Here is a 20,346-nt window from a genome sequence, read left to right as displayed (position 1 = left end):
GCGTCCACTTCACGCCCGCGCGGGAACCCCCGTCAACGCCGTCACCACCGGATCCAGCGCCTCGTGTATCTCGTCCCCCACCGACCGGAAGAACGTGAGCGGTGCCCCGTACGGGTCGTAGACCTCGTCCGCCTCCACCGTCGGCGCCAGCAGCCACCCGCGTAGAGCGGCGGCCGCACGGACCAGGGCGCGTGCGCGGAAGACGACACCGTCCTCCAGGGGAGGCAGGGTCGCCGGGTCTATGGCCTTCACCAGGCGGGTGAACTCCTTGAGGGTGAAGGTGCGCAGGCCTGCCGAGTGGCCCATGGAGATGACCTGGGCGCGGTGGTCGCGGGTGGCGGTCAGGACCAGGTCGGCCCGAATGACGTGTTCGTCGAGGAGCTCGCGGCCGACGAAGCCGGAGGCGTCCGCGCCGAAGTCGGCGAGGACCGTCTCCGCGTTCGACTCCATGGGCGCGCCCTCGTGGCCCCAGGTGCCCGCGCTCTCCACGATCAGCCCGCCGCCGAGCACACCGAGGCGCTGCGCCACGAAATGACGGGTCAGCCGCTCGGTGATCGGCGAGCGGCACACGTTTCCGGTGCTGACGTGGAGGATGCGGAAGCTGTCGCGCGGCAGTCCCACGAAGGTCGTCGTGATCTCCGCCGCGCTTTCCCCGTTGCCTATGCCACGCCCCACATCAGGGGCTGTCAATTGGCCACCTCGAGGTCGGGTACGACCTTCCGCAGCTCGTCCGCGGAGATCGCGCCCGCGCGCAGCAGCAGGGGCACCTCGCGCGTGACGTCGACGATCGACGACGGGACGTTGCCGGGGGTCGGGCCGCCGTCGAGGTAGACGGAGACCGAGTCGCCGAGCATCTCCTGCGCGGCATCGCAGTCCTCGGGCGCGGGGTGGCCCGTCAGGTTCGCCGAGGACACGGCCATCGGGCCGACCTCGGTCAGCAGCTCGATGGCGACGGGGTGCAGAGGCATCCGCACCGCGACCGTGCCCCGGGTGTCGCCCAGGTCCCACTGCAGCGACGGCTGGTGCTTGGCGACCAGCGTCAGGGCGCCCGGCCAGAACGCGTCGACCAGCTCCCAGGCCAGCTCGGAGAAGTCGGTGACGAGACCGTGGAGCGTGTTCGGGGACCCGATCAGCACAGGGGTGGGCATGTTGCGGCCCCGTCCCTTGGCCTCCAGCAGGTCGCCGACGGCCTCCTTGGTGAAGGCGTCGGCGCCGATGCCGTACACCGTGTCGGTCGGGAGGACCACGAGCTCGCCACGGCGGACGGCGGACGCGGCCTCACGCAGACCCGTCGTGCGGTCGGTCGCGTCGTTGGTGTCGTATCGCCGTGCCATATCTAGCGGGCCTCCTCGTACACGAAGTACACGTACTGCGGGATCGAAGTCGGGGCGGTGGTCACGGCAATGCCTTGCGGGCCGTCGCGAACCGGGGGCGGTTGTTGAGGTCCGGGTGGTCGGCCGCGTCGGCCCACCCCCGCTCCTCGGTGAAGATCCACGGCACCTGGCCGCCCTGGGTGTCGGCGTGCTCGATGACGACGACGCCGCCCGGGCGCAGGAGCCGGTGTGCGGTCCGTTCCAGACCGCGGATGAGGTCGAGGCCGTCCTCGCCTGAGAACAGGGCGAGTTCGGGATCGTAGTCCCGCGCCTCGGGAGCGACGTACTCCCACTCGGTGAGCGGGATGTACGGCGGGTTGGAGATGACCAGGTCGACCTGGCCGTCGAGGTCGGGGAAGGCGTCGAGGGCGTTGCCCTGCCGCAGGTCGACCCTGGACCCTTCGACGTTCTTGCGGGTCCAGTGCAGCGCGTCCTCGGACAGCTCCACGGCGTGCACGCGCGAGCGCGGCACCTCCTGGGCGAGGGCGAGCGCGATGGCGCCGGAGCCGGTGCACAGGTCGACGATGCAGGGCTCGACGACGTCCATCGCGCGCACGGCGTCTATGGCCCAGCCGACCACCGACTCCGTCTCGGGGCGGGGCACGAACACCCCGGGCCCGACTTGGAGTTCGAGATAGCGGAAGTAGGCCCGTCCGGTGATGTGCTGGAGCGGCTCGCGCTGCTCACGCCGGGCGATGACCTCCCAGTAGCGGGCGTCGAAGTCCGAGTCCTTCACTGAGTGCAGCTCGCCCCGCTTCACACCGTGCACGAACGCGGCGAGCTCCTCCGCGTCGGTGCGCGGCGAGGGCACGCCGGCGTCCGCCAGCCGCTGGGTGGCCTGTGCCACCTCCGCGAGCAGCACGCTGCGAGGGCTTGGGGTCCGCCCCCCGATGAATTGCTGCACGCAAGTCCTCCGTGTCGTACTCGTACGTGCGTACGTCCGTCCCTACGCCCTACGCGGCCGCCAGCTTCGCCGCCGAGTCCGCGTCGACGCACGCCTGGATCACCGCGTCGAGGTCGCCGTCCAGGACCTGGTCCAGGTTGTACGCCTTGAAGCCGACGCGGTGGTCCGAGATGCGATTCTCCGGGAAGTTGTAGGTACGGATCTTCTCGGAGCGGTCGACGGTGCGGACCTGGCTGCGGCGGGCGTCGGCGGCTTCCTTCTCCGCCTCCTCCTGTGCCGCAGCGAGCAGCCTGGAGCGCAGGATACGCATCGCCTGCTCCTTGTTCTGCAGCTGGCTCTTCTCGTTCTGGCAGGAGGCGACGACTCCGGTGGGAATGTGCGTGATGCGCACCGCGGAGTCGGTGGTGTTGACGGACTGGCCACCCGGGCCGGACGACCGGTACACGTCGATGCGGAGGTCGTTCGGGTTGATCTCGACGTCGATCTCCTCGGCCTCGGGGGTCACGAGGACACCGGCCGCCGACGTGTGGATACGGCCCTGGGACTCGGTCGCCGGCACGCGCTGCACGCGGTGCACACCGCCCTCGTACTTCAGCCGGGCCCAGACGCCCTGCCCGGGCTCGGTGGCGCCCTGGCCGCCCTTGGTCTTCACTGCGACCTGGACGTCCTTGTAGCCGCCGAGCTCGGACTCGGTGGAGTCGATGATCTCGGTCTTCCAGCCGACGCGCTCGGCGTAGCGCAGGTACATCCGCAGCAGATCGCCGGCGAACAGGGCCGACTCGTCGCCACCGGCGCCGGCCTTGATCTCGAGGATGACGTCCTTGTCGTCGCTGGGGTCGCGCGGGACGAGCAACAGCCGCAGCTTCTCGGTCAGCTCCTCGCGCTGCTTGTCCAGCTCCTTGACCTCGGCGGCGAAGTCCGGGTCGTCGGCGGCGAATTCCTTCGCCGTCTCGATGTCGTCGCCGGTCTGCTTCCAGGAGCGGTACGTGGCGACGATCGGGGTGAGCTCGGCGTAGCGCTTGTTGAGCTTGCGCGCGTTGGCCTGGTCGGCGTGGACCGACGGGTCGGCGAGCTTCGTCTCCAGGTCGGCGTGCTCAGCGACCAGGTCCTCGACGGCCTCGAACATCTTGGGCTCCTGAACTGCGTAAGAAAGAAGGGGGAAGGCGGGCGACCAAAAACGCCGGTCCCGGCGCGCCTGCGAGGGGCGCGGCCGTGGACCGGCGAATTGGAGCTCGCTACTTCTTGGAGCCGGCAGCAGCCTTGCCGAAGCGGGCCTCGAAGCGGGCCACACGGCCACCGGTGTCGAGGATCTTCTGCTTGCCCGTGTAGAACGGGTGGCACTCGGAGCAGACCTCGGCGCGGATGGTGCCGCTGTCGATCGTGCTACGGGTGGTGAACGACGCGCCACAGGTGCAGCTGACCTGCGTCTCGACGTACTCGGGGTGGATGTCGCGCTTCAAGGTGTCTCCTAGTTTCGGGAGGGCGCCGGGTCGCATCCGCGGGGTGCGGGGGCGTGAACCGGAGCCGACGTACCAGTCTGCCAGGACTGGTGTCCATCAGCCAAAACCGGGGGTGCGCGTGGGGTATTCCCTGCGGGCCGGTGGGGGTTGATCGCGCCCACGCGGCGGAGCCGCAAATCGATACAGCCCCGCGCCCCTAGCCGGCGTTCACCACGCCGTTGGCACCGCCTGTGGCCGTGCCCTTCGTGGCCGACTTCGGGATCGCCTTGTCGTTCTTCAGGGCGTCCCACACCAGCTGGGACTTCGCTTTCGCCACCAGCACCCGGTTCGGGTCGGCCGGGTCGTACTGGACCGGCATCGTGACCATGGTCATGTTCTTGGAGCTGATGCCCTTCAGACCGCCGGCGAAGGACATCAGCTTGTTGACCGAGCCGAGGTCGGAGTCGGTGGTGACGGCCTTGGTGGCGGTGTTGGCGAGGTCGAGGAGCCTCTTCGGGTTGCTGAAGAGGTTGATGTCCTTGACCTGGTTGATCAGCGCCTTGATGAAGGCCTGCTGGAGCTGGATGCGGCCGAGGTCGGAGCCGTCGCCGACGCCGTGCCGGGTGCGGACCAGGCCCAGGGCCTGCTTGCCGGTGAGCTGGTGGGTGCCGGCCTTGAGGTTCAGGTGGCTGTCGGGGTCGTCGATGTTCTTGGTGGTGGTGACCTCGACACCGCCGAGCTCGTCGATGAGCTTCTGGAAGCCGGAGAAGTCGACCTCCAGGTAGTGGTCCATGCGGATGCCGGTGAGGGACTCGACCGTCTTCACGGTGCAGGCGGCGCCGCCCGTGGAGTACGCCTCGTTGAACATCACGCCGGACGCCGCGGAGTGTGTGTCGCCGTTGGTGTCGGTGCAGCGGGGGCGGTCGACGAGGGTGTCGCGCGGGATGGAGACCACGCTGGCCTTCTTGTGGCCCTCGTAGACGTGCACGATCATCGCGGTGTCCGAGCGGGCGCTGCCGTCGTCGGTGCCGCCGCCGAGCCGCTTGTTGCTGCCGGAGCGGGTGTCCGAGCCGAGGACCAGGATGTTCTCGGAGCCGTTGTCGACCTTCTCCGGCCGCTCGGTGCCGAGGGCCTGGTCGATGTCGACGCTCTTGAGGTTGCCGTTGAGTTTGAAGTACAGGTACCCGGCGCCGGTACCGCCCAGGATCACGATCCCGGCGGCCGTCCAGGCCATGATCAGCATGCCCTTGCGTTTGTCCCGGGGCTTGCGGCGACGGCCCTTGGCGCGGTGGCGCGGACCTGGGGTGCCGGTCTCGCCCGGTATGCCGGGCTCCGGCGTGCTCTCGGCGGACACTGTGCTCCTCGGTTCTCGTTCCGGTCGGTTACCCCCTGCTTTCAGGGACAGGCGTGGCCATTTGGCCCGTACCACACCATCGTCGCCCCGTCCGGTCAGACGGGGAAACTCGAAGAAGGGTTGCACAACGGACCGTGCCCACCGCCGGACAGCGAGGGGCACGGTCCGTAGTCGGCGCTCCCGGCCAGACCGGTCTCACCTGCGGTTTCAGCCGAAGACGCGGTACCGCTCGTGATCGGTGCCGACGGCCTTCGGTGTGCGGAAGATCTCGCTGTCAGCAACAAAAGGCCGCCCCCCGTCACACAGTGACGGGGGGCGGCCTCAACGCCTTGAGGGGCGCGGTTAGTCGCCGTTGCCAGGCGTCGGCGTCGTCTTCTGAATCTGCATCAGGAACTCGACGTTCGACTTGGTCTGCTTCATCTTGTCGAGCAGCAGCTCGATCGCCTGCTGCTGGTCCAGCGCGTGCAGCACCCGCCGCAGCTTCCAGACGACCGCCAGCTCCTCGTTGCCGAGCAGGATCTCTTCCTTACGGGTGCCGGACGCGTCCACGTCCACCGCCGGGAAGATGCGCTTGTCGGCGAGCTTGCGGTCGAGCTTGAGCTCCATGTTGCCGGTGCCCTTGAACTCCTCGAAGATCACCTCGTCCATGCGGGACCCGGTGTCGACAAGAGCCGTGGCCAGGATGGTGAGCGAGCCACCGTCCTCGATGTTGCGCGCCGCACCGAAGAACCGCTTCGGCGGGTACAGCGCGGTCGAGTCGACACCACCGGACAGGATGCGGCCGGAGGCGGGCGCGGCGAGGTTGTACGCACGGCCCAGACGCGTGATGGAGTCGAGCAGCACGACCACGTCGTGGCCCAGCTCCACCAGGCGCTTGGCGCGCTCGATGGCGAGCTCGGCGACCGTGGTGTGGTCCTCGGCCGGGCGGTCGAAGGTCGAGGAGATGACCTCGCCCTTGACCGACCGCTGCATGTCGGTGACCTCTTCCGGACGCTCGTCGACGAGGACGACCATCAGGTGGCACTCGGGGTTGTTGTGCGTGATCGCGTTGGCGATCGCCTGCATGATCATGGTCTTGCCGGTCTTCGGCGGGGCCACGATCAGACCGCGCTGGCCCTTACCGATCGGCGACACCAGGTCGATGATGCGCGTGGTGAGGACGCCCGGGTCCGTCTCCAGGCGGAGGCGGTCCTGCGGGTAGAGCGGGGTGAGCTTGTTGAACTCCGGGCGGCCGCGGCCGTGTTCGGGCGCCATGCCGTTGACGGAGTCGAGACGCACCAGCGCGTTGAACTTCTCGCGCCGCTCGCCTTCCTTGGGCTGACGGACCGCGCCGGTGACGTGATCGCCCTTGCGCAGGCCGTTCTTGCGGACCTGGGCGAGGGAGACGTACACGTCGTTCGGGCCGGGCAGGTAACCCGACGTACGGATGAAGGCGTAGTTGTCGAGGATGTCCAGGATGCCCGCGACCGGGATCAGGACGTCGTCCTCGGCGATCTGCGGCTCGCTGCCCATCTCGTCGCGGCCGCGACGGCCACGCCGGTCGCGGTAACGGCCGCGACGGCCACGCCGGCCGCCCTCGAAGTCGTCGTCGTCCTGCGGACCGTTGTCACGCTGACGGTCCTGGCGGCCGCCGCCCTGCTGCTGGCCCTGCTGGCGGTCCTGACGGCCGCCGCCCTGCTGATCGTCGCCCTTGCGACGGTCACCGCGGTCGCCGCGGTCCCCGCGGTCCCCGCGGTCACGGTCCCGGCCGCGCTCACGGCGGTCGCGACGGCGGCCCTCGCCGCCCTCACCGGCGTCGCCCTTGGCGTCACCCTGCTGGCCCTGCGACTGCGCGGGCGTCTCGGCCTTCGGCTCGCTCTTCGCCTCGGCGGCGACCGTCTCGGGGGCACCGGCGTCGGCGGTGGCGCGGCGACGACGGCGCTCGACCGGCGCGTCCTCGCTGGCCGGCTGGCCGGGGATCTCGATCTGCTGCTGGGCCACGGCCTTCTCGGCGGGGGCCTCGGCGGCCTTGTCCGCCTTCTTCGCGGCGGCGGCCTCGTCGCCCGTACGGGCCCGGGAGGTGGCGCGGCGCTTCGGCTTGGTCTCGGTGGCGGCCTCGGCCTTCGCCGGGGCGGATCCCCCTCCGGCCTGCGCCTCCTTGATGACCTCGATCAGCTGGCTCTTGCGCATACGCGCCGTGCCCCTGATGCCGAGGCCGGATGCGACCTGCTGCAGCTCGGCCAGCACCATGCCCTCGAGGCCGGTACCGCGGCGCCGCCGGGAGCCGGCACCGGTGGCAGGCGCGGAGGCGTCCGTGGCGGGCGCGGCAGCGGTCTCCTCGACACGTGCGCCCATCAGATCGGTGGTGTCGCTCACGAAGGGTCCTTCCCTGGAGCGGACGTCGGCCTGTCTGGCTCGGCGACCGGTTGTGCTGTCCGGCTTCGGTCCTTGGTGTGTGGACCGTGCCGGGGCGGTGGTCCGCCAAAGCGGCGGAGGAAATATCTGGTGATGACGCTTCCCAGAGCCGTGGCACTCAGTGTCTGTGTCACTCGGCTCGGTCGCGCCGGTTCCGGAGCGTGCCCGGCAAGTCGCTCAGCGCCCGCGTACGAGGTACTGCTCACATACGTCGTACGGAACACAGTGCGGCTTGGGAGGCTCCCGGAAGAATGTCTGTCCCGGACGGGGACACGAAGCACCTCGCCATGGTGGGGTCGGGTGCAGACTTGAGGTTAACACTACCGGATCCAACAAACATTCCCCCTCTCGAAATCCGGCAACCGCGCGCTCCTAAATGTCACCGGAGGGAGCAAGCGGCAACACGCTCGCTCCCTGCGCGTCGAGGTCGAGCCGGTTCGCGGCCCAGCCCTCGCCTGCCAGATGGGCCACCTTGTCGGCGCTGTCCGCGTCGGCCAGCGCGAGCACGGTGGGTCCCGCTCCTGAGATGACTGCCGGGACTCCGTCGGCCCGCAGTCGCTCCACCAGCGCGGCGCTCTCCGGCATGGCCGGTGCGCGGTACTCCTGGTGGAGACGGTCCTCGGTGGCGGGCAGCAGCAGCTCGGGGCGCCTGGTCAGGGCCTCGACGAGCAGGGCTGCACGGCCCGCGTTGGTGGCGGCGTCGACGTGCGGGACGGTGCGCGGGAGCAGGCCGCGCGCGGTCTCGGTGAGGACCGGCTTTCCGGGCACGAAAACCACCGGAACGATGGAATCGGCGGGCTCCATCCTGATGGCCCGGGCGGCGCCGGCCTCCATCCAGGAGAGGGTGAACCCGCCGAGCAGACAGGCCGCGACGTTGTCGGGGTGGCCCTCGATCTCGGTGGCCAGCTCCAGCAGGGCGGCGTCGTCGAGCTTGGCCTCGCCGCCTATGGTCACGGCGCGGGCGGCGACGATGCCGGCGCAGATCGCGGCCGAGGAGGAGCCGAGTCCCCGGCCGTGCGGGATGCGGTTGGCGCAGACGATCTCCAGGCCGCGCGGCTGGCCGCCCAGCAGATCGAAGGCGGTCCGCAGGGAGCGTACGAGAAGGTGCTTTTCGTCACGCGGCAGCGTCTCGCTGCCCTCACCCGCGATGTCGATGTGCAGCCCGGAGTCGGCCACCCGGACGACCACGTCGTCGTAGAGCCCCAGCGACAGGCCGAGGGCGTCGAAGCCCGGGCCGAGGTTGGCGCTGGTGGCGGGGACGCGCACCCGGACGGCGGCGGCGCGGAACGCTGGACCGGCCATCGCTTGATGACTCTCCTTGAGCTGCGTGGTTGTCGAAGACATTCGATGAGTACGAGAACCCCTGGGGCCGCGTCCGGGCCGCGGAGACGGCGCGGCACCGCGCCCCATGCGGAGGCATATGCGGCGGGCGGGTCAGGTACAGCCTATCGAAGGTAGGTTCTGCGGCGACATAGGGCGCACAGGAGGCGCACGATGCGTGTCGTATGCCCCCTGTGCACCCCATCCAGGGATTTCCCCGGGTCAAGCGGTACGTCAGACCAGGCCGAGGCGCTCGGCGGCAGTGGCGGCGTCCACCGGAACGGTGACCGGCTGCGGGGCGCCGGCGACGGCCCAGTCGGGGTCCTTCAGGCCGTTGCCGGTGACGGTGCAGACGATGGTCTGGCCCGGGTCGACCTTGCCCTGTTCGGCGGCCTTCAGCAGACCGGCGACGGACGCGGCGGAGGCGGGCTCGACGAAGACGCCCTCCTGCGCGGCCAACAGCCGGTAGGCGCGCAGGATTTCACGGTCCGTCACCTCGTCGATGAACCCGCCGGACTCGTCCCGCGCGGCGAGCGCGTACTGCCAGGACGCCGGGTTGCCGATGCGGATGGCGGTGGCGATGGTCGACGGGTCCTTGACGACCTCGCCGCGCACGATGGGCGCCGAGCCGGAGGCCTGGAAGCCCCACATGCGCGGGGTGCGCTTGGCGATGCCGTCGGCGGCGTACTCCGTGTAGCCCTTCCAGTACGCGGTGATGTTGCCCGCGTTGCCGACCGGCAGGACGTGGATGTCGGGGGCGTCGCCCAGCATGTCCACGATCTCGAAGGCGGCCGTCTTCTGCCCCTCGATACGCACCGGGTTGACCGAATTGACCAGCGCCACGGGGTAGTTGTCGCTCAGGGCGCGGGCGAGCGCGAGGCAGTCGTCGAAGTTGCCGTCGACCTGGAGGATCTTCGCGCCGTGCACGAGGGCCTGGCCCATCTTGCCGAGCGCGATCTTGCCCTGCGGGACGAGGACGGCCGAGACCATGCCGGCGCGCACGGCGTAGGCGGCCGCCGAGGCGGAGGTGTTGCCGGTGGAGGCGCAGATGACGGCCTTGGCCCCCTCCTCCTTGGCCCGCGTGATGGCCATGGTCATACCGCGGTCCTTGAAGGACCCGGTCGGGTTCGCGCCCTCCACCTTGAGGTGGACCTCGCAGCCCGTGCGCTCGGAGAGCACCTGCGCGGGCACGAGGGGCGTGCCGCCCTCGCGGAGCGTCACGACCGGCGTGGTGTCGGAGACGGGCAGCCGGTCCCGGTACTCCTCGATGATTCCGCGCCACTGGTGGGTCATTGCTGGTTACTCTCCTTCAACCCGCATGATGCTGGCGACACCCCGCACGGTGTCGAGCTTGCGCAGCGCCTCGACGGTCCCGACGAGGGCCGCGTCGGACGCACGGTGGGTGACGACGACGAGGGAGGCCTCGCCGTCCTTGCCCTGCTGCCGAACCGTATCGATCGAGACACCGTGCTCGGCGAACACGGTTGCCACCTGGGCGAGAACACCCGGTTTGTCCGCCACGTCGAGGCTGATGTGATAGCGCGTGACGACATCACCCATCGGCGACACGGTCAGGGCGGCGTACGCCGACTCGCCGGGCCCCGTTGCCCCACTGAGCCGGTTGCGACAGACGGCGACGAGGTCGCCGAGCACGGCCGAGGCGGTCGGCGAACCGCCCGCGCCCGGACCGTAGAACATGAGCTGACCGGAGGCGTCGGACTCCACGAACACGGCGTTGTAGGCGCCGCGCACGGAGGCGAGCGGGTGGGTCAGCGGGATCATGGCGGGGTGCACGCGCGCGGTGACCGACCGGCCGTCCGCGGCCCGCTCGCAGATGGCGAGCAGCTTGATGGTGCAGCCCATGTTCTTCGCGGAGGCGAAGTCGGCCGCGGTGACCTCGGTCATGCCCTCGCGGTAGACGTCGTCGAGCCGCACACGCGTGTGGAAGGCGATGCCGGCGAGGATGGCGGCCTTGGCGGCGGCGTCGAAGCCCTCGACGTCGGCGGTCGGGTCGGCTTCGGCGTACCCGAGGGCGGTGGCCTCGTCGAGGGCCTCCTGGTAGCCCGCCCCCGTGCTGTCCATCTTGTCGAGGATGAAGTTGGTGGTGCCGTTGACGATCCCGAGGACCCGGTTGACCTTGTCGCCGGCGAGGGATTCGCGCAGCGGGCGGATCAGCGGGATGGCGCCGGCGACGGCGGCCTCGTAGTAGAGGTCCTTGTTGTTCGCCTCCGCCGCCGCGTGCAGGGCGGCGCCGTCCTGGGCGAGCAGCGCCTTGTTCGCGGACACGACCGAGGCGCCGTGCTCGAAGGCGGTGGTGATGAGGGTGCGGGCGGGCTCGATGCCCCCGATGACCTCGACGACCACGTCGATGTCGCCGCGTTTGACGAGGGCGGTCGCGTCGGTGGTGACGAGCGCGGGGTCGATGCCCTCACGGACCTTGGAGGGCCGCCGTACGGCCACGCCCGCGAGCTCGACGGGAGCGCCGATCCGCGCGGCGAGGTCGTCGGCGTGCGTCGTCATGATGCGCGCCACCTCTGAGCCGACAACCCCACAGCCCAGCAGCGCCACCTTCAGCGGACGCGTACGCATCATCCGACCTCGTTTCCTCATACCGTCTACGGTTGCACCAGTCTCACTCACCGGACGGGAGTTTCTGCCCTTCGTCCGGATCGTGAGACATCGATTTCATTTGTACGGGGGTGGATGACAGGAGATCTTCCTCCCCCGGGTCTTCGTCCCCGGCCCCTGGGGTCACCCGACGTCGAGACGCAGGAGGTCCTCCTCCGTCTCACGCCGGACGATCACCCGGGACTCGCCGTCGTTCACGGCGACGACGGGCGGCCGGAGCACATGGTTGTAGTTGCTGGCCATGGACCGGCAGTACGCCCCGGTCGCCGGTACGGCGATGAGGTCACCCGGTGCCAGGTCGGAGGGCAGGAACGCGTCCTTCACGACGATGTCCCCGCTCTCGCAGTGCTTGCCGACGACCCGGGCGAGCATGGGCTCGGCGTCGCTCGTCCGGGACACCAGGGCGACGCTGTACTCGGCGTCGTACAGCGCGGTGCGGATGTTGTCCGACATGCCGCCGTCGACGGAGACGTACGTCCGCAGCCCGTCGAGGGGCTTGATGGTGCCGACCTCGTAGAGCGTGAAGGCGGTCGGCCCGACGATGGCCCGTCCGGGCTCGACGGAGATGCGCGGCGTACGCAGGCGGGCGGCCTCGCACTCGCGGGTGACGATCTCGGTGAGCGCCTTGGCGATCTCGTGCGGCTCACGGGGGTCGTCGTCGCTCGTGTACGCGATCCCGAGGCCGCCGCCGAGGTCGATCTCGGGAAGCTCGACACCGTGCTCGTCCCGGATGTCCTTCAGCAGGCCCACCACCCGATGCGCGGCCACCTCGAAGCCCGACATGTCGAAGATCTGCGAGCCGATGTGGGAGTGGATGCCGATGACCTCGAGCCCGTCGAGCCGCAGCGCCCGCCGCACGGCCTCGGCGGCCTGTCCCCCGGCGAGCGGGATCCCGAACTTCTGGTCCTCGTGGGCGGTGGCGATGAACTCGTGCGTGTGGGCCTCGACACCGACGGTGATACGGATCTGGACCCGCTGCCGCTTGCCGAGTTCCTGCGCGATGTGCGCGACCCGCACGATCTCCTGGAAGGAGTCGAGGACGATCCGTCCGACGCCGGCCTCGATGGCGCGGCGGATCTCGTCCTTCGACTTGTTGTTGCCGTGGAAAGCGATGCGATCGGCGGGCATGCCGGCCGACAGGGCGGTGGCCAGCTCACCCCCGGAGCACACGTCCAGGTTGAGCCCTTCCTCGTGCAGCCACCGCACGACGGCACGGGAGAGGAACGCCTTGCCGGCGTAGAAGACGTCGGCGTCGGCCCCGAAGGCACCACGCCAGGCCCGGGCCCGGGCGCGGAAGTCGGCCTCGTCGAGGATGTAGGCGGGGGTGCCGTGCTGTTCGGCGAGGGTCTTCACGTCGATGCCGCCGACGGTCACGACGCCGTCGGCGTCGCGGGCGACGGTCTGGGCCCACACCTTGGCGTCGAGGGTGTTGAGGTCCGCGGGCGGGGCGGAGTAGTGGCCCTCGGGGAGGACGTCTGCGTGGCGGGGCCCGGCGGGGTGTGCGGAACGGCTCATGACTTTCGTGGGCTCTCTCAGAGGTGTTCGGGTGCGTCGATGCCGAGCAGGGACAGGCCACCGGCCAGCACCGTCCCGGCGGCTTCGGCGAGCGCGAGCCGGGCGCGGTGGGCGGCCGAGGGTTTCTCCGCACCGCGGGGCAGGACGGCGGGCAGCAGCGGCAGCACGGCATCGGCGACGCTGACGAGGTGCCGGGCGAGCCGGTCGGGCGCGCGGTGCGCCGCCGCCTGGGCCAGGACACGGGGGTGGTCGGCGAGGAGGACGGTGACGTCGTGTCGTACGTCCCCGGGTTCGGCGCCGAACCCCAGGTCGGCGGCGTTACGGCTGAGGGCCCGGGTGCGGGCGTGGGCGTAACGGACGCGGAAGAGAGGGTTGCTCTCCCGCTGGACGAGGTGCTCGTCGGTGATACGGGGCCGGTCGTGCCCGGCGGGGTGCAGCAGCGCCCAGCGGCCGGCGTCCCGGCCGAGCGGGAGCGGGTCGGCGGGCGCCGGCACGGGCCGTACGCCGACATCGAGCGGCGCCGGGGACTCGGCACTGCCGTGAGCGTCGACCCGAGCCCCGAGAACGGCCTCCCACTCCGGCTCGGGCCGGCCCTCGCAGCTGGTGCGGACGAGGGCGCCCTGGGAGCGCAGGAGACGGGCGAGGACGTCCGTGACGACGACGGCACGGACGTCGTGGGCGCAGTGCAGTTGCAGAACCTGCCCGAAGAGGCCGCCGTGGTCCCTGCGGGCGCGGGGCCCGGCCTGCCCGTCAGCCCCGTCCACGAACCCGTACCGCTTTCCACGCCGCAGGATTTCCTCGACGAGGGCGGCGGGAGCGGTGTCGCGCAGGCTGATGTTGATGAATCCGGGCCCGGTGACGACGACGTCGGCGACGCCGTCCGCGTCGGCGAGGTGCGGTCGCAGGATCTCGGCGACCCGCAGGGGCGGCTCCCCGGCCGGGCGGGCGAGCTGGAGGGCGATGTTGGTGGCGTAGTCACCGCAGCCACCGGGCCCGGGGGCGCTGACCAGGGCGCGCTCCGGCACGGCGACGCGCAGCTCCCCCTCGTCGACAGCACGACGCACCGCGCGCAGCACGGTACGGGAGAGCTCGACGGGGGTCACGGGACAAGCGTAGGGGAGGAGGGGGGCGGGTATGCGAACGGGTTTGGGCTGGGTCCCGGGATGTGGACGCCGGCGGACGCCCGGTGCCGGGTCAGGCGCCCGTCCGCCCGGCGGCTTCTCCGGCGGCCCTCAGGACACCGCCGACGACGGCCGCGTCAGCGCTCCTGCCCGACCTTTCCGTCCCGATCGACCTGTCCTCCCCGATCGACCTGTCCGAGCGATCGGCCCGGTCCGACGGGTCCGACCTTCCCGCGCTCCTGCCCTCGCCCTGACCTTCCCGCTCCCCCTTCCTCTCTCCCATCCGCTCCCCACCCGGACTCCGCTCGATCAACCGCCGCACGAGGCTGACGAGTTCGGCGGGCTCGAAGGGCTTGGCGAGGAAGGCGTCGACGCCGGCGTCGAGGCCGGTGTCGACCTCGTACTGGGTGCAGGCGCTGATGATGGCGAGGGGGAGATCACGGGTACGCGGGTCGGAACGCAGTCGCGCGGCGGTGCGCAGTCCGTCGAGGCGGGGCATGACCACGTCGAGGGTGATCACGTCGGGGCACACCTGATGAACGACTTCCAGACACTCGGCACCATCGGCCGCGGTCACCACCTCGAGCCCCTCCAGCTCGAGATTGACCCTGATCAGCTGCCGGATGACCTTGTTGTCGTCCACAACAAGCACCCGGCCCGTCGCGCCTGGCACAACTCGAGAGTAGGTCGGGACCGGCCATCGCGTCCGGGTTTTCCCCACTTCCACCCCGCGCGAGCGAGCCACCCCAGGTCACGCCCGGTGCCGCCGCCCCTTAAACCCGTTCATGGACACCCCCCAAGAGCTGGTAGGGTTCTACCCGTCGCCGCCAAGCAAGGCGCCCGACACGCCCCCGTAGCTCAGGGGATAGAGCAACGGCCTCCGGAGCCGTGTGCGCAGGTTCGAATCCTGCCGGGGGCACCCTGTATGAGGTGCCCAAAGACCCCGTCACCAGCGGAAACGCTGCGGTCGGGGTCTTCGCGTATGTGCAGTCGTATGCCACCCTGAGCGGCCGTATGTCGGGGTCCGTGGACTATTTGTGGACACGATCTTGAGGCATCGTCCCTGGTCAGCCCCCGGAACGGCAAAGGCCCCCGGACGGATCCAGGGGCCTGTAGCCAGGGCCGTAACCATCTTGGCCTGAGAGTTCGACGTGCGAGACGGGAGGGCGCGGGGCTACTGAGCAGAAGCCTTACGCTGCTCTAGGTCGCGAAGAAGTTCGGCCACCGCGTCCTTAACCGTGTCCGAGGGGTCGGACTTCAGAAGGTCGTCGTAGTAGTCGGCCTTGGCTCGCCCAAGCTCCTGAAGAAGGAGGTTGCGCTGCTCCTGCGTGAGCCTCATACCCACCCGTATTTTCCGTATCGTGCTCGCCATGATCGCCACCAGTCTCGTCGGGGCATGCCCCAACCAGCTCGCTGCGGAACTAAAGGTTCAGTCCCGGGCTGTCTTCCTACAGTACGCGCGTTTGCACGTCAACGGAGAGAAGCAGGTTCATGTCAGTTCCGGGGCTTCATCATTCGACCCACAAGATCGGCGGCGGCAGCCGCCTGGTCTGACACATAGTCATCTTCCAGAAGTGACGGCTCCGCGTCGGGCGCCGGATCCCCCGCATGCGGTATATCCACCACAATACAGCCGATGGGCTCATCGTTTCCGTCAAGTATCGGCCAAGCCCCCACTTCGGCGAAGTGCTTTATCAGCTTGCAGTATTCCTTGTACAGCAAGCCCATTCCTTCAGAGGCATCCAGTTGGTTAAACGCATCCTCGCTCGGTGTTTTCGTAATTTCCAGGACTTTCTTGCGAAAGTTCATAGGCTCAGGCTCTTTGGTCTCCCAGCACCGGCCCAGCGGCCCTTTGCCTTTTGTCCATCGTATGTCGACGGGACCCGGACGGGCCCTCACCCGAAGGCGGTGGATTCTTTTCAGATGCTTTCGCCCTCCCCATCCCTTCACGCGGAATGCATGCACCCCTACTCGCTTCCAGTCCGCGCCGGTAGCGTCTGCAACATGGGCCAGGAGCGTGACCAATGCATCATTGATTGGCACAAAGAGTTTATCGTCAGAGGGAGGCCGGTACTCCTTGACAAGCTTAATGATCTGATCGATCAGAGCTGCCCCAGCCACAGCATAGACGAACCAGATATCCCAGCCCTTACCCGAATCCCACAGGCCCCCACGTATCAGGGAAACTGCTGCGGTGGCGCCCACCAGGATCACTATGATTGCGCCCCTGAAGACGATTACACCCGTACGCCTACCCGAGCGGAACGACATACGCTCGCCGCCCTTCTGAGTTACGGAAGGGTCCTCATTCCAGAATGCATCATGCCGAGTGACCCGCAACTCGTCGCCAGCAGCGACGGGCAGCCGCCCACCGTAATCAGGCAATCCCTTAGCAAGCACGGCCTAGCGCCGAACGATCACTCGTACTCGCGCAACAACTCTTCGATCTTGCGGTTGGCAATCTCCTGCCGACCGTCGATGCACTTCGCGTAGCGGCTCAGCAGGACCTCAACACTGTTGCCCGCACGCTCGGCGACCTCGGTCGCGTCGACACCGGAGTTGAGCCACGTCGACAGCGCCGAGTGGCGGAGGTCGTACGGGCGGGCGGCGAGCGGCGAGGCCAAAACGGCCGGCGGGAGCGCCAGCGCGCGAGCCTCCTGCCAGACCCGGAAGTAGGTCGACGAGCCGACCACTCCCCCGCGCTCGTTGGTGAACAGGCGCCCGTCGTCAGCTACGCCGAAGGTGTCGATGTGCTCCCGCAGCATCGCGACGAGGTGGGGCGGGATCGGCACAGGCCGCACCTCTTCTACGGGCCGATTCTTGAGTCCGCGGTCGTCGTGCGTTTCGCCAGAGTCGGTCCACCGCTTGCCGACGCTGGGACGAGTGCTATTCAGCAGCGCCGTTCCCCAGCCCTTTTCCGGCAGCTTCAGATCTGCCTCTTTGAGACCAACAGCTTCGGCCGGACGGAAGGCGCCGTAGTACATGCAGGCGAAGAGGCCGACCAGTCGACGGCCACGCGCCCGGCCATAACCGCCGACGTAAGAGACCGCGGCCAGCAGGGCGCGGGCCTGTTCGGGGTTGGCGACCACACGAGGGTCAACTTCCTTGACAACCTTCGGTTTCTTCCAGCGGACCGAGGTGACCGGGTTCTCTTTGAACTCGCCGAGATCTACCGCGTAGTGCATTGCGTTGACGAGGGTCCGCCGCTTGCGCCGTACGGTCTCCGCAGCTGCTGCCGTCCCGTCGAGCTTCAGCTTCAACGAGTCCAGCACGGCCCTGCCGATCGCCGCGTCGCCGAGGTCCGAGAGCGGGCGCGAAGCCTTGGCCACCCAGTGCAGCGTGTTCGCAATCTCTGTCGGCAACTCGCGGTCATCAGGACCGGGCAGGACGAAGGCCCAGTTGCGGAGAGCCTTCCTCAGCAGTTCGTCGGCCGGTCGTCCCGGACGGTCGTCGAGGAGAGCCACGGTCACCGCGGTCAGCGACTCGTTGATCCCGTCGCGCGTGTTCGGCGCAGCGTGCGGCCACTTCATGGCGAGGTACTTCAAGGCGAAGGTGTACCACGTCATCGAGGGCGCCTTTTCGACCATCGAGTCAGGCAGCCCGGTCACCGTGTCGAATTCCTCGCCGTCACGCATGGCGCGGAGCAGCTTGGAACGGAAGTTGTCGGCAAGTCCCTTGGTGCGGAACTGCTCGGGGAAAACATTCCCGGCGACAACCCACCTGACGTCGTAAGACGGCTTCTTGGTGTTCCTCTTCCGTACGCCCCAGACCTTCACGTCGAGCGACTTCATGCCGCCGCCCTTTCCCGACTGTTCAGCCATGCCGTGAAGTCGCTCCGCCATACCCTCAGTTCGCCGTTGGGCAACTTGAAAGCCTGCGGAGCCTGGCCCAGCTCGCGCCAGCGGTAGAAGGTCCGGCGTGAGATGCCCTTGAGTTCGGCGAGGATCTCCGGAACGGTCATCAACTCGTCTTTCACGTCGGTTCTCCCTCCAGGGCTTCGCGGGCCGTTTCGCGGTTGAGTTGGAGGTCGCGGGCGATCGAGGCCGCGAGGGCAGATTCGCCGGGAGTGTGGCCGTGGCCGGCGTACTGCCAGGAGGCGAGAACGAGCACGGTGTCCGGCTCGTGGCCGTCGAGGCCGAGGGCTTCGCGTTCCTGGACGGCGCGGTAGTCGGCGCGGATCTGCCGGAGCACGCCGAGGGTGGCGGAGTAGCGGCGGGACTTGGAGCTGAAGTGGCCGCGGAAGCCGAGCATGTGGGCCCAGGCCCGCAGCCGGCGATCCGGGTAGACCGCGTCGAGGTCGAAGCAGGCTTCGATGAGGCGGCGGGGGTGGTCGGGCAGGCCGAGGAGAATGGCAGCTTCGCGGTTGCCGATGCGCCGGTCCACGGTGCCGGTGTTCTCGGCGGCTTTGGTGGCGTACTTGGCGACGTAGGAGGCCACTGCCTGTTCAGTGATCTCGGAGTCGTCGCCGAACGCCTTGATGGGGCGGACGTCGAGCTGCCGACCCCAGCGCAGCTTCCACCCCTGGGTGTATCCAGCGCCTTCACGCGTGGGGACCTCGGCCGTGACGTACGGATGCGCAGCGGCAGCGCGGACGGCCCGAGTGAGCAGTTCCGTGCTTGCCCACGAGGGTGGTGCGGTGTCGGGCCCGTCGGGGCCGTCGAGGCGGATCACGGCGTGGAAGTGGACGGCGCCGCGCTTTTGGAATTCGGCGACCTTGCCGTACGACAGCCGGGCGACCTCTTTGAACGCTTTCTGTGTGATGCCAACCTGGGCGGCGATCTCGCGGCGCAGCCGGTTGACGAAGCGGTGCCATAGCTCGCCGGCATGGTTGTTGAACAGCACTGCCCCGGCATAGTCGTAGGCGTCGGCATCGAGCGGCGTGCCGAGCACCGGGTCGTCGTCGCGGTGGGCGGTGCCGCAGCGGCAGGCACCGTGCGCGGGCCGGTTGTGGACGGGGCCGAAGGACGGTGCGGTGAGGGTGGCGAAGACGCGGGGCCGGTGCCGGATTGCGGCGGGGATCTCGTGCCGGGTGTCGCCGACGAGTCCGGCGCGGATGAGGTGGAAGGTGTCGCCGGCGTAGGTCCAGGCGCAGGCCGGGCAGCGGGAGGCGCGGCGGTTGCCGCAGGCGATACGCAGCCGCCCGCCCGGTTCGGTGTCGGTGGTGTAGCTGCGCAGCATCTCGCCGGTCGCCTTGTCTTTGGTGATCGACCAGCCGGTGAGGTGGATCGGGTCGGAGCAGCCGCCGGTTCGGCGGATCTGGTCCTGCCAGCGGTTGAAGTCGGCCGAGCCGGCCACCCGCAGCATGTCGCCGAGGGTGGCCGCGTCCAGACCGGCCGGGGTGGCGGTGTTGGTCACGCGAACACCTCCTGGCGGGCAGTCAGAAACGAGGTGCCGATCCATCGCGTGTAGGCCGGGGGAATGGCCTCGGTCAGTTCCTCGGGGACGTCGGTCCAGGTGATCCCCATTGCCTGTTGCATCTCAGGGACGGTGGCCTTGCCGCCGCCATCTCCGTACGCGGCCACATAGGGGCCGTCGCGGTAGACGCCGTGACGCCAGCCGCGCACATAGCCCCGATGCCGAGAGTGGGCCGGCTGCACGGCACCCCAGCCTCCCAGCTCGAAGTTGCGGTGTCGTAGGACTCCGAGGCCGAACATCTCGCCGCAGAGGGACACGTCCTTGCGGATCTCGGCACGGCCGTTGGGCTGTTCGATCACGTACGGCAGGCCCGTCTTGTCGAGCAGGGTCCGCGTGGGGGCGACGAGGTCGGTGTGCGTGCCGCCCCAGCCCTGAGACTGGTTGGTGCCGACCGTCAATGCGCAGCCGGCCTGGCAGGGTGGGGAGGCATGCACGAGGGTGTACCGCTCGATGTCGCCCGTGAAGATCAGAGAGGCAAGGTATTCGAGGGCATCGCCCCGGTGGTAGGGGAAGGGGTAGCGGGACCGGTCGGCGATGTCGCAGCCATCGACCGCGAACCCGGCGAGGTGGTAGCCCCAACCGGCGCCGCCGGCGCAGGAGAACAGGTCCAGGACGCGAGGGCGGTTCATGCGGCGACCTCCCAGTCCGTCGGGCGAGGGCGGCGAGCCGGCGCGGTGCCAGTGCCGTGGCAGGCCGGGCAGTGGGTCGTGATGGTGTGCAGGTGGCCGTGGCGGTTGCGTCCGCCGAGGGTGACCTTGGCGGAGGCGAAGCCGTCGCAGTCGCGGCAGATGCGCGCGTTCGGGGCGTTCTTCGGCATGATGGGCCTTGCCTTTCGGGTCCGGTGGATCGGGAAGGTGGAAGGCGCCCGGAGCGGCGGAAGTTT

Annotated in this window: 19 protein-coding genes, 1 tRNA gene and 1 pseudogene; 1 reads left to right on the top strand and 20 read right to left on the bottom strand. The window is 69.3% G+C overall.

Annotation, left to right across the window (positions count from 1 at the left end):
• Nucleotides 1-9: 9 nt before the first annotated feature.
• The 13 genes and pseudogenes from ACFZBP_RS34130 to ACFZBP_RS34070 all read right to left on the bottom strand — a co-directional run.
• Nucleotides 10-690 carry a protein-tyrosine-phosphatase gene (locus ACFZBP_RS34130; RefSeq protein WP_383451906.1) on the bottom strand — a complete coding sequence of 227 codons (681 nt, stop codon included), beginning with the start codon at nucleotides 688-690 and terminating at the stop codon, nucleotides 10-12.
• Entirely contained in the window at nucleotides 687-1,334 is a 648-nt protein-coding gene (locus ACFZBP_RS34125; protein WP_048582944.1) for an L-threonylcarbamoyladenylate synthase, read from the bottom strand. Before ACFZBP_RS34125 ends, ACFZBP_RS34130 begins: the two co-directional genes overlap by 4 nt.
• Nucleotides 1,335-1,395: 61 nt before the next feature.
• On the bottom strand, nucleotides 1,396-2,235 hold the full coding sequence (prmC, locus tag ACFZBP_RS34120) for a peptide chain release factor N(5)-glutamine methyltransferase (protein ID WP_383452046.1): 840 nt from the start codon (nucleotides 2,233-2,235) through the stop codon (nucleotides 1,396-1,398).
• Between the two features lie 91 nt (nucleotides 2,236-2,326).
• On the bottom strand, nucleotides 2,327-3,403 hold the full coding sequence (gene prfA / locus ACFZBP_RS34115; protein ID WP_383451903.1) for a peptide chain release factor 1: 1,077 nt from the start codon (nucleotides 3,401-3,403) through the stop codon (nucleotides 2,327-2,329).
• A 109-nt stretch (nucleotides 3,404-3,512) separates the two neighbouring features.
• A complete protein-coding gene (rpmE, locus tag ACFZBP_RS34110; RefSeq protein WP_018571447.1) occupies nucleotides 3,513-3,737 on the bottom strand; it encodes a 50S ribosomal protein L31 in 225 nt (74 codons plus the stop codon).
• Between the two features lie 196 nt (nucleotides 3,738-3,933).
• Nucleotides 3,934-5,070, bottom strand: a complete 1,137-nt coding sequence (locus tag ACFZBP_RS34105) for an LCP family protein (protein ID WP_391418940.1) — start codon at nucleotides 5,068-5,070, stop codon at nucleotides 3,934-3,936.
• Nucleotides 5,071-5,412: 342 nt separating this feature from the next.
• Nucleotides 5,413-7,425, bottom strand: coding sequence for a transcription termination factor Rho (gene rho / locus ACFZBP_RS34100; RefSeq protein WP_391418937.1), 2,013 nt, complete (start codon nucleotides 7,423-7,425; stop codon nucleotides 5,413-5,415).
• A 411-nt stretch (nucleotides 7,426-7,836) separates the two neighbouring features.
• Nucleotides 7,837-8,766: a homoserine kinase gene (gene thrB / locus ACFZBP_RS34095; protein ID WP_383451898.1), complete on the bottom strand. Its 930-nt coding sequence runs from the start codon at nucleotides 8,764-8,766 to the stop codon at nucleotides 7,837-7,839.
• Between the two features lie 252 nt (nucleotides 8,767-9,018).
• Entirely contained in the window at nucleotides 9,019-10,077 is a 1,059-nt protein-coding gene (gene thrC / locus ACFZBP_RS34090) for a threonine synthase (protein WP_391418933.1), read from the bottom strand.
• Between the two features lie 6 nt (nucleotides 10,078-10,083).
• On the bottom strand, nucleotides 10,084-11,376 hold the full coding sequence (locus ACFZBP_RS34085) for a homoserine dehydrogenase (protein WP_391418931.1): 1,293 nt from the start codon (nucleotides 11,374-11,376) through the stop codon (nucleotides 10,084-10,086).
• Between the two features lie 159 nt (nucleotides 11,377-11,535).
• Nucleotides 11,536-12,927 carry a diaminopimelate decarboxylase gene (lysA, locus tag ACFZBP_RS34080; protein WP_383451892.1) on the bottom strand — a complete coding sequence of 464 codons (1,392 nt, stop codon included), beginning with the start codon at nucleotides 12,925-12,927 and terminating at the stop codon, nucleotides 11,536-11,538.
• A gap of 17 nt (nucleotides 12,928-12,944) precedes the next feature.
• Entirely contained in the window at nucleotides 12,945-14,030 is a 1,086-nt protein-coding gene (nrtL, locus tag ACFZBP_RS34075; RefSeq protein WP_391418928.1) for an ArgS-related anticodon-binding protein NrtL, read from the bottom strand.
• Nucleotides 14,031-14,342: 312 nt separating this feature from the next.
• A pseudogene (locus tag ACFZBP_RS34070) lies at nucleotides 14,343-14,769 on the bottom strand (response regulator); the annotation flags it as partial.
• A gap of 126 nt (nucleotides 14,770-14,895) precedes the next feature.
• Between ACFZBP_RS34070 and ACFZBP_RS34065 the strand changes: the two are divergent.
• Nucleotides 14,896-14,967, top strand: a tRNA-Arg gene (locus tag ACFZBP_RS34065).
• A gap of 255 nt (nucleotides 14,968-15,222) precedes the next feature.
• On the opposite strand, the gene ACFZBP_RS34060 is transcribed toward ACFZBP_RS34065, so the two are convergent.
• The 7 genes from ACFZBP_RS34060 to ACFZBP_RS34030 all read right to left on the bottom strand — a co-directional run bounded on the left by ACFZBP_RS34060 (nucleotide 15,223) and on the right by ACFZBP_RS34030 (nucleotide 20,280).
• A complete protein-coding gene (locus tag ACFZBP_RS34060) occupies nucleotides 15,223-15,420 on the bottom strand; it encodes a hypothetical protein (protein ID WP_391418925.1) in 198 nt (65 codons plus the stop codon).
• A gap of 122 nt (nucleotides 15,421-15,542) precedes the next feature.
• On the bottom strand, nucleotides 15,543-16,253 hold the full coding sequence (locus ACFZBP_RS34055) for a hypothetical protein (RefSeq protein ID WP_391418922.1): 711 nt from the start codon (nucleotides 16,251-16,253) through the stop codon (nucleotides 15,543-15,545).
• Nucleotides 16,254-16,465: 212 nt separating this feature from the next.
• Nucleotides 16,466-17,839 carry a tyrosine-type recombinase/integrase gene (locus ACFZBP_RS34050; protein ID WP_391419096.1) on the bottom strand — a complete coding sequence of 458 codons (1,374 nt, stop codon included), beginning with the start codon at nucleotides 17,837-17,839 and terminating at the stop codon, nucleotides 16,466-16,468.
• A complete protein-coding gene (locus tag ACFZBP_RS34045) occupies nucleotides 17,836-18,009 on the bottom strand; it encodes an AlpA family transcriptional regulator (protein ID WP_030597040.1) in 174 nt (57 codons plus the stop codon). The genes ACFZBP_RS34050 and ACFZBP_RS34045 overlap by 4 nt, the downstream gene beginning before the upstream one ends.
• Before the next feature lie 11 nt (nucleotides 18,010-18,020).
• A complete protein-coding gene (repSA, locus tag ACFZBP_RS34040) occupies nucleotides 18,021-19,403 on the bottom strand; it encodes a replication initiator protein RepSA (RefSeq protein WP_391418919.1) in 1,383 nt (460 codons plus the stop codon).
• Nucleotides 19,400-20,092 (bottom strand): DNA methylase, encoded by a 693-nt coding sequence (locus tag ACFZBP_RS34035; protein WP_391418915.1) that lies wholly within the window; start codon nucleotides 20,090-20,092, stop codon nucleotides 19,400-19,402. Before ACFZBP_RS34035 ends, repSA begins: the two co-directional genes overlap by 4 nt.
• Entirely contained in the window at nucleotides 20,089-20,280 is a 192-nt protein-coding gene (locus ACFZBP_RS34030; protein ID WP_391418913.1) for a hypothetical protein, read from the bottom strand. Before ACFZBP_RS34030 ends, ACFZBP_RS34035 begins: the two co-directional genes overlap by 4 nt.
• Nucleotides 20,281-20,346: the final 66 nt, after the last annotated feature.

This window comes from Streptomyces sp. NPDC008086, assembly GCF_042957325.1.
Taxonomy (GTDB): domain Bacteria; phylum Actinomycetota; class Actinomycetes; order Streptomycetales; family Streptomycetaceae; genus Streptomyces.
This window is presented reverse-complemented; position numbering and strand designations above follow the sequence as displayed.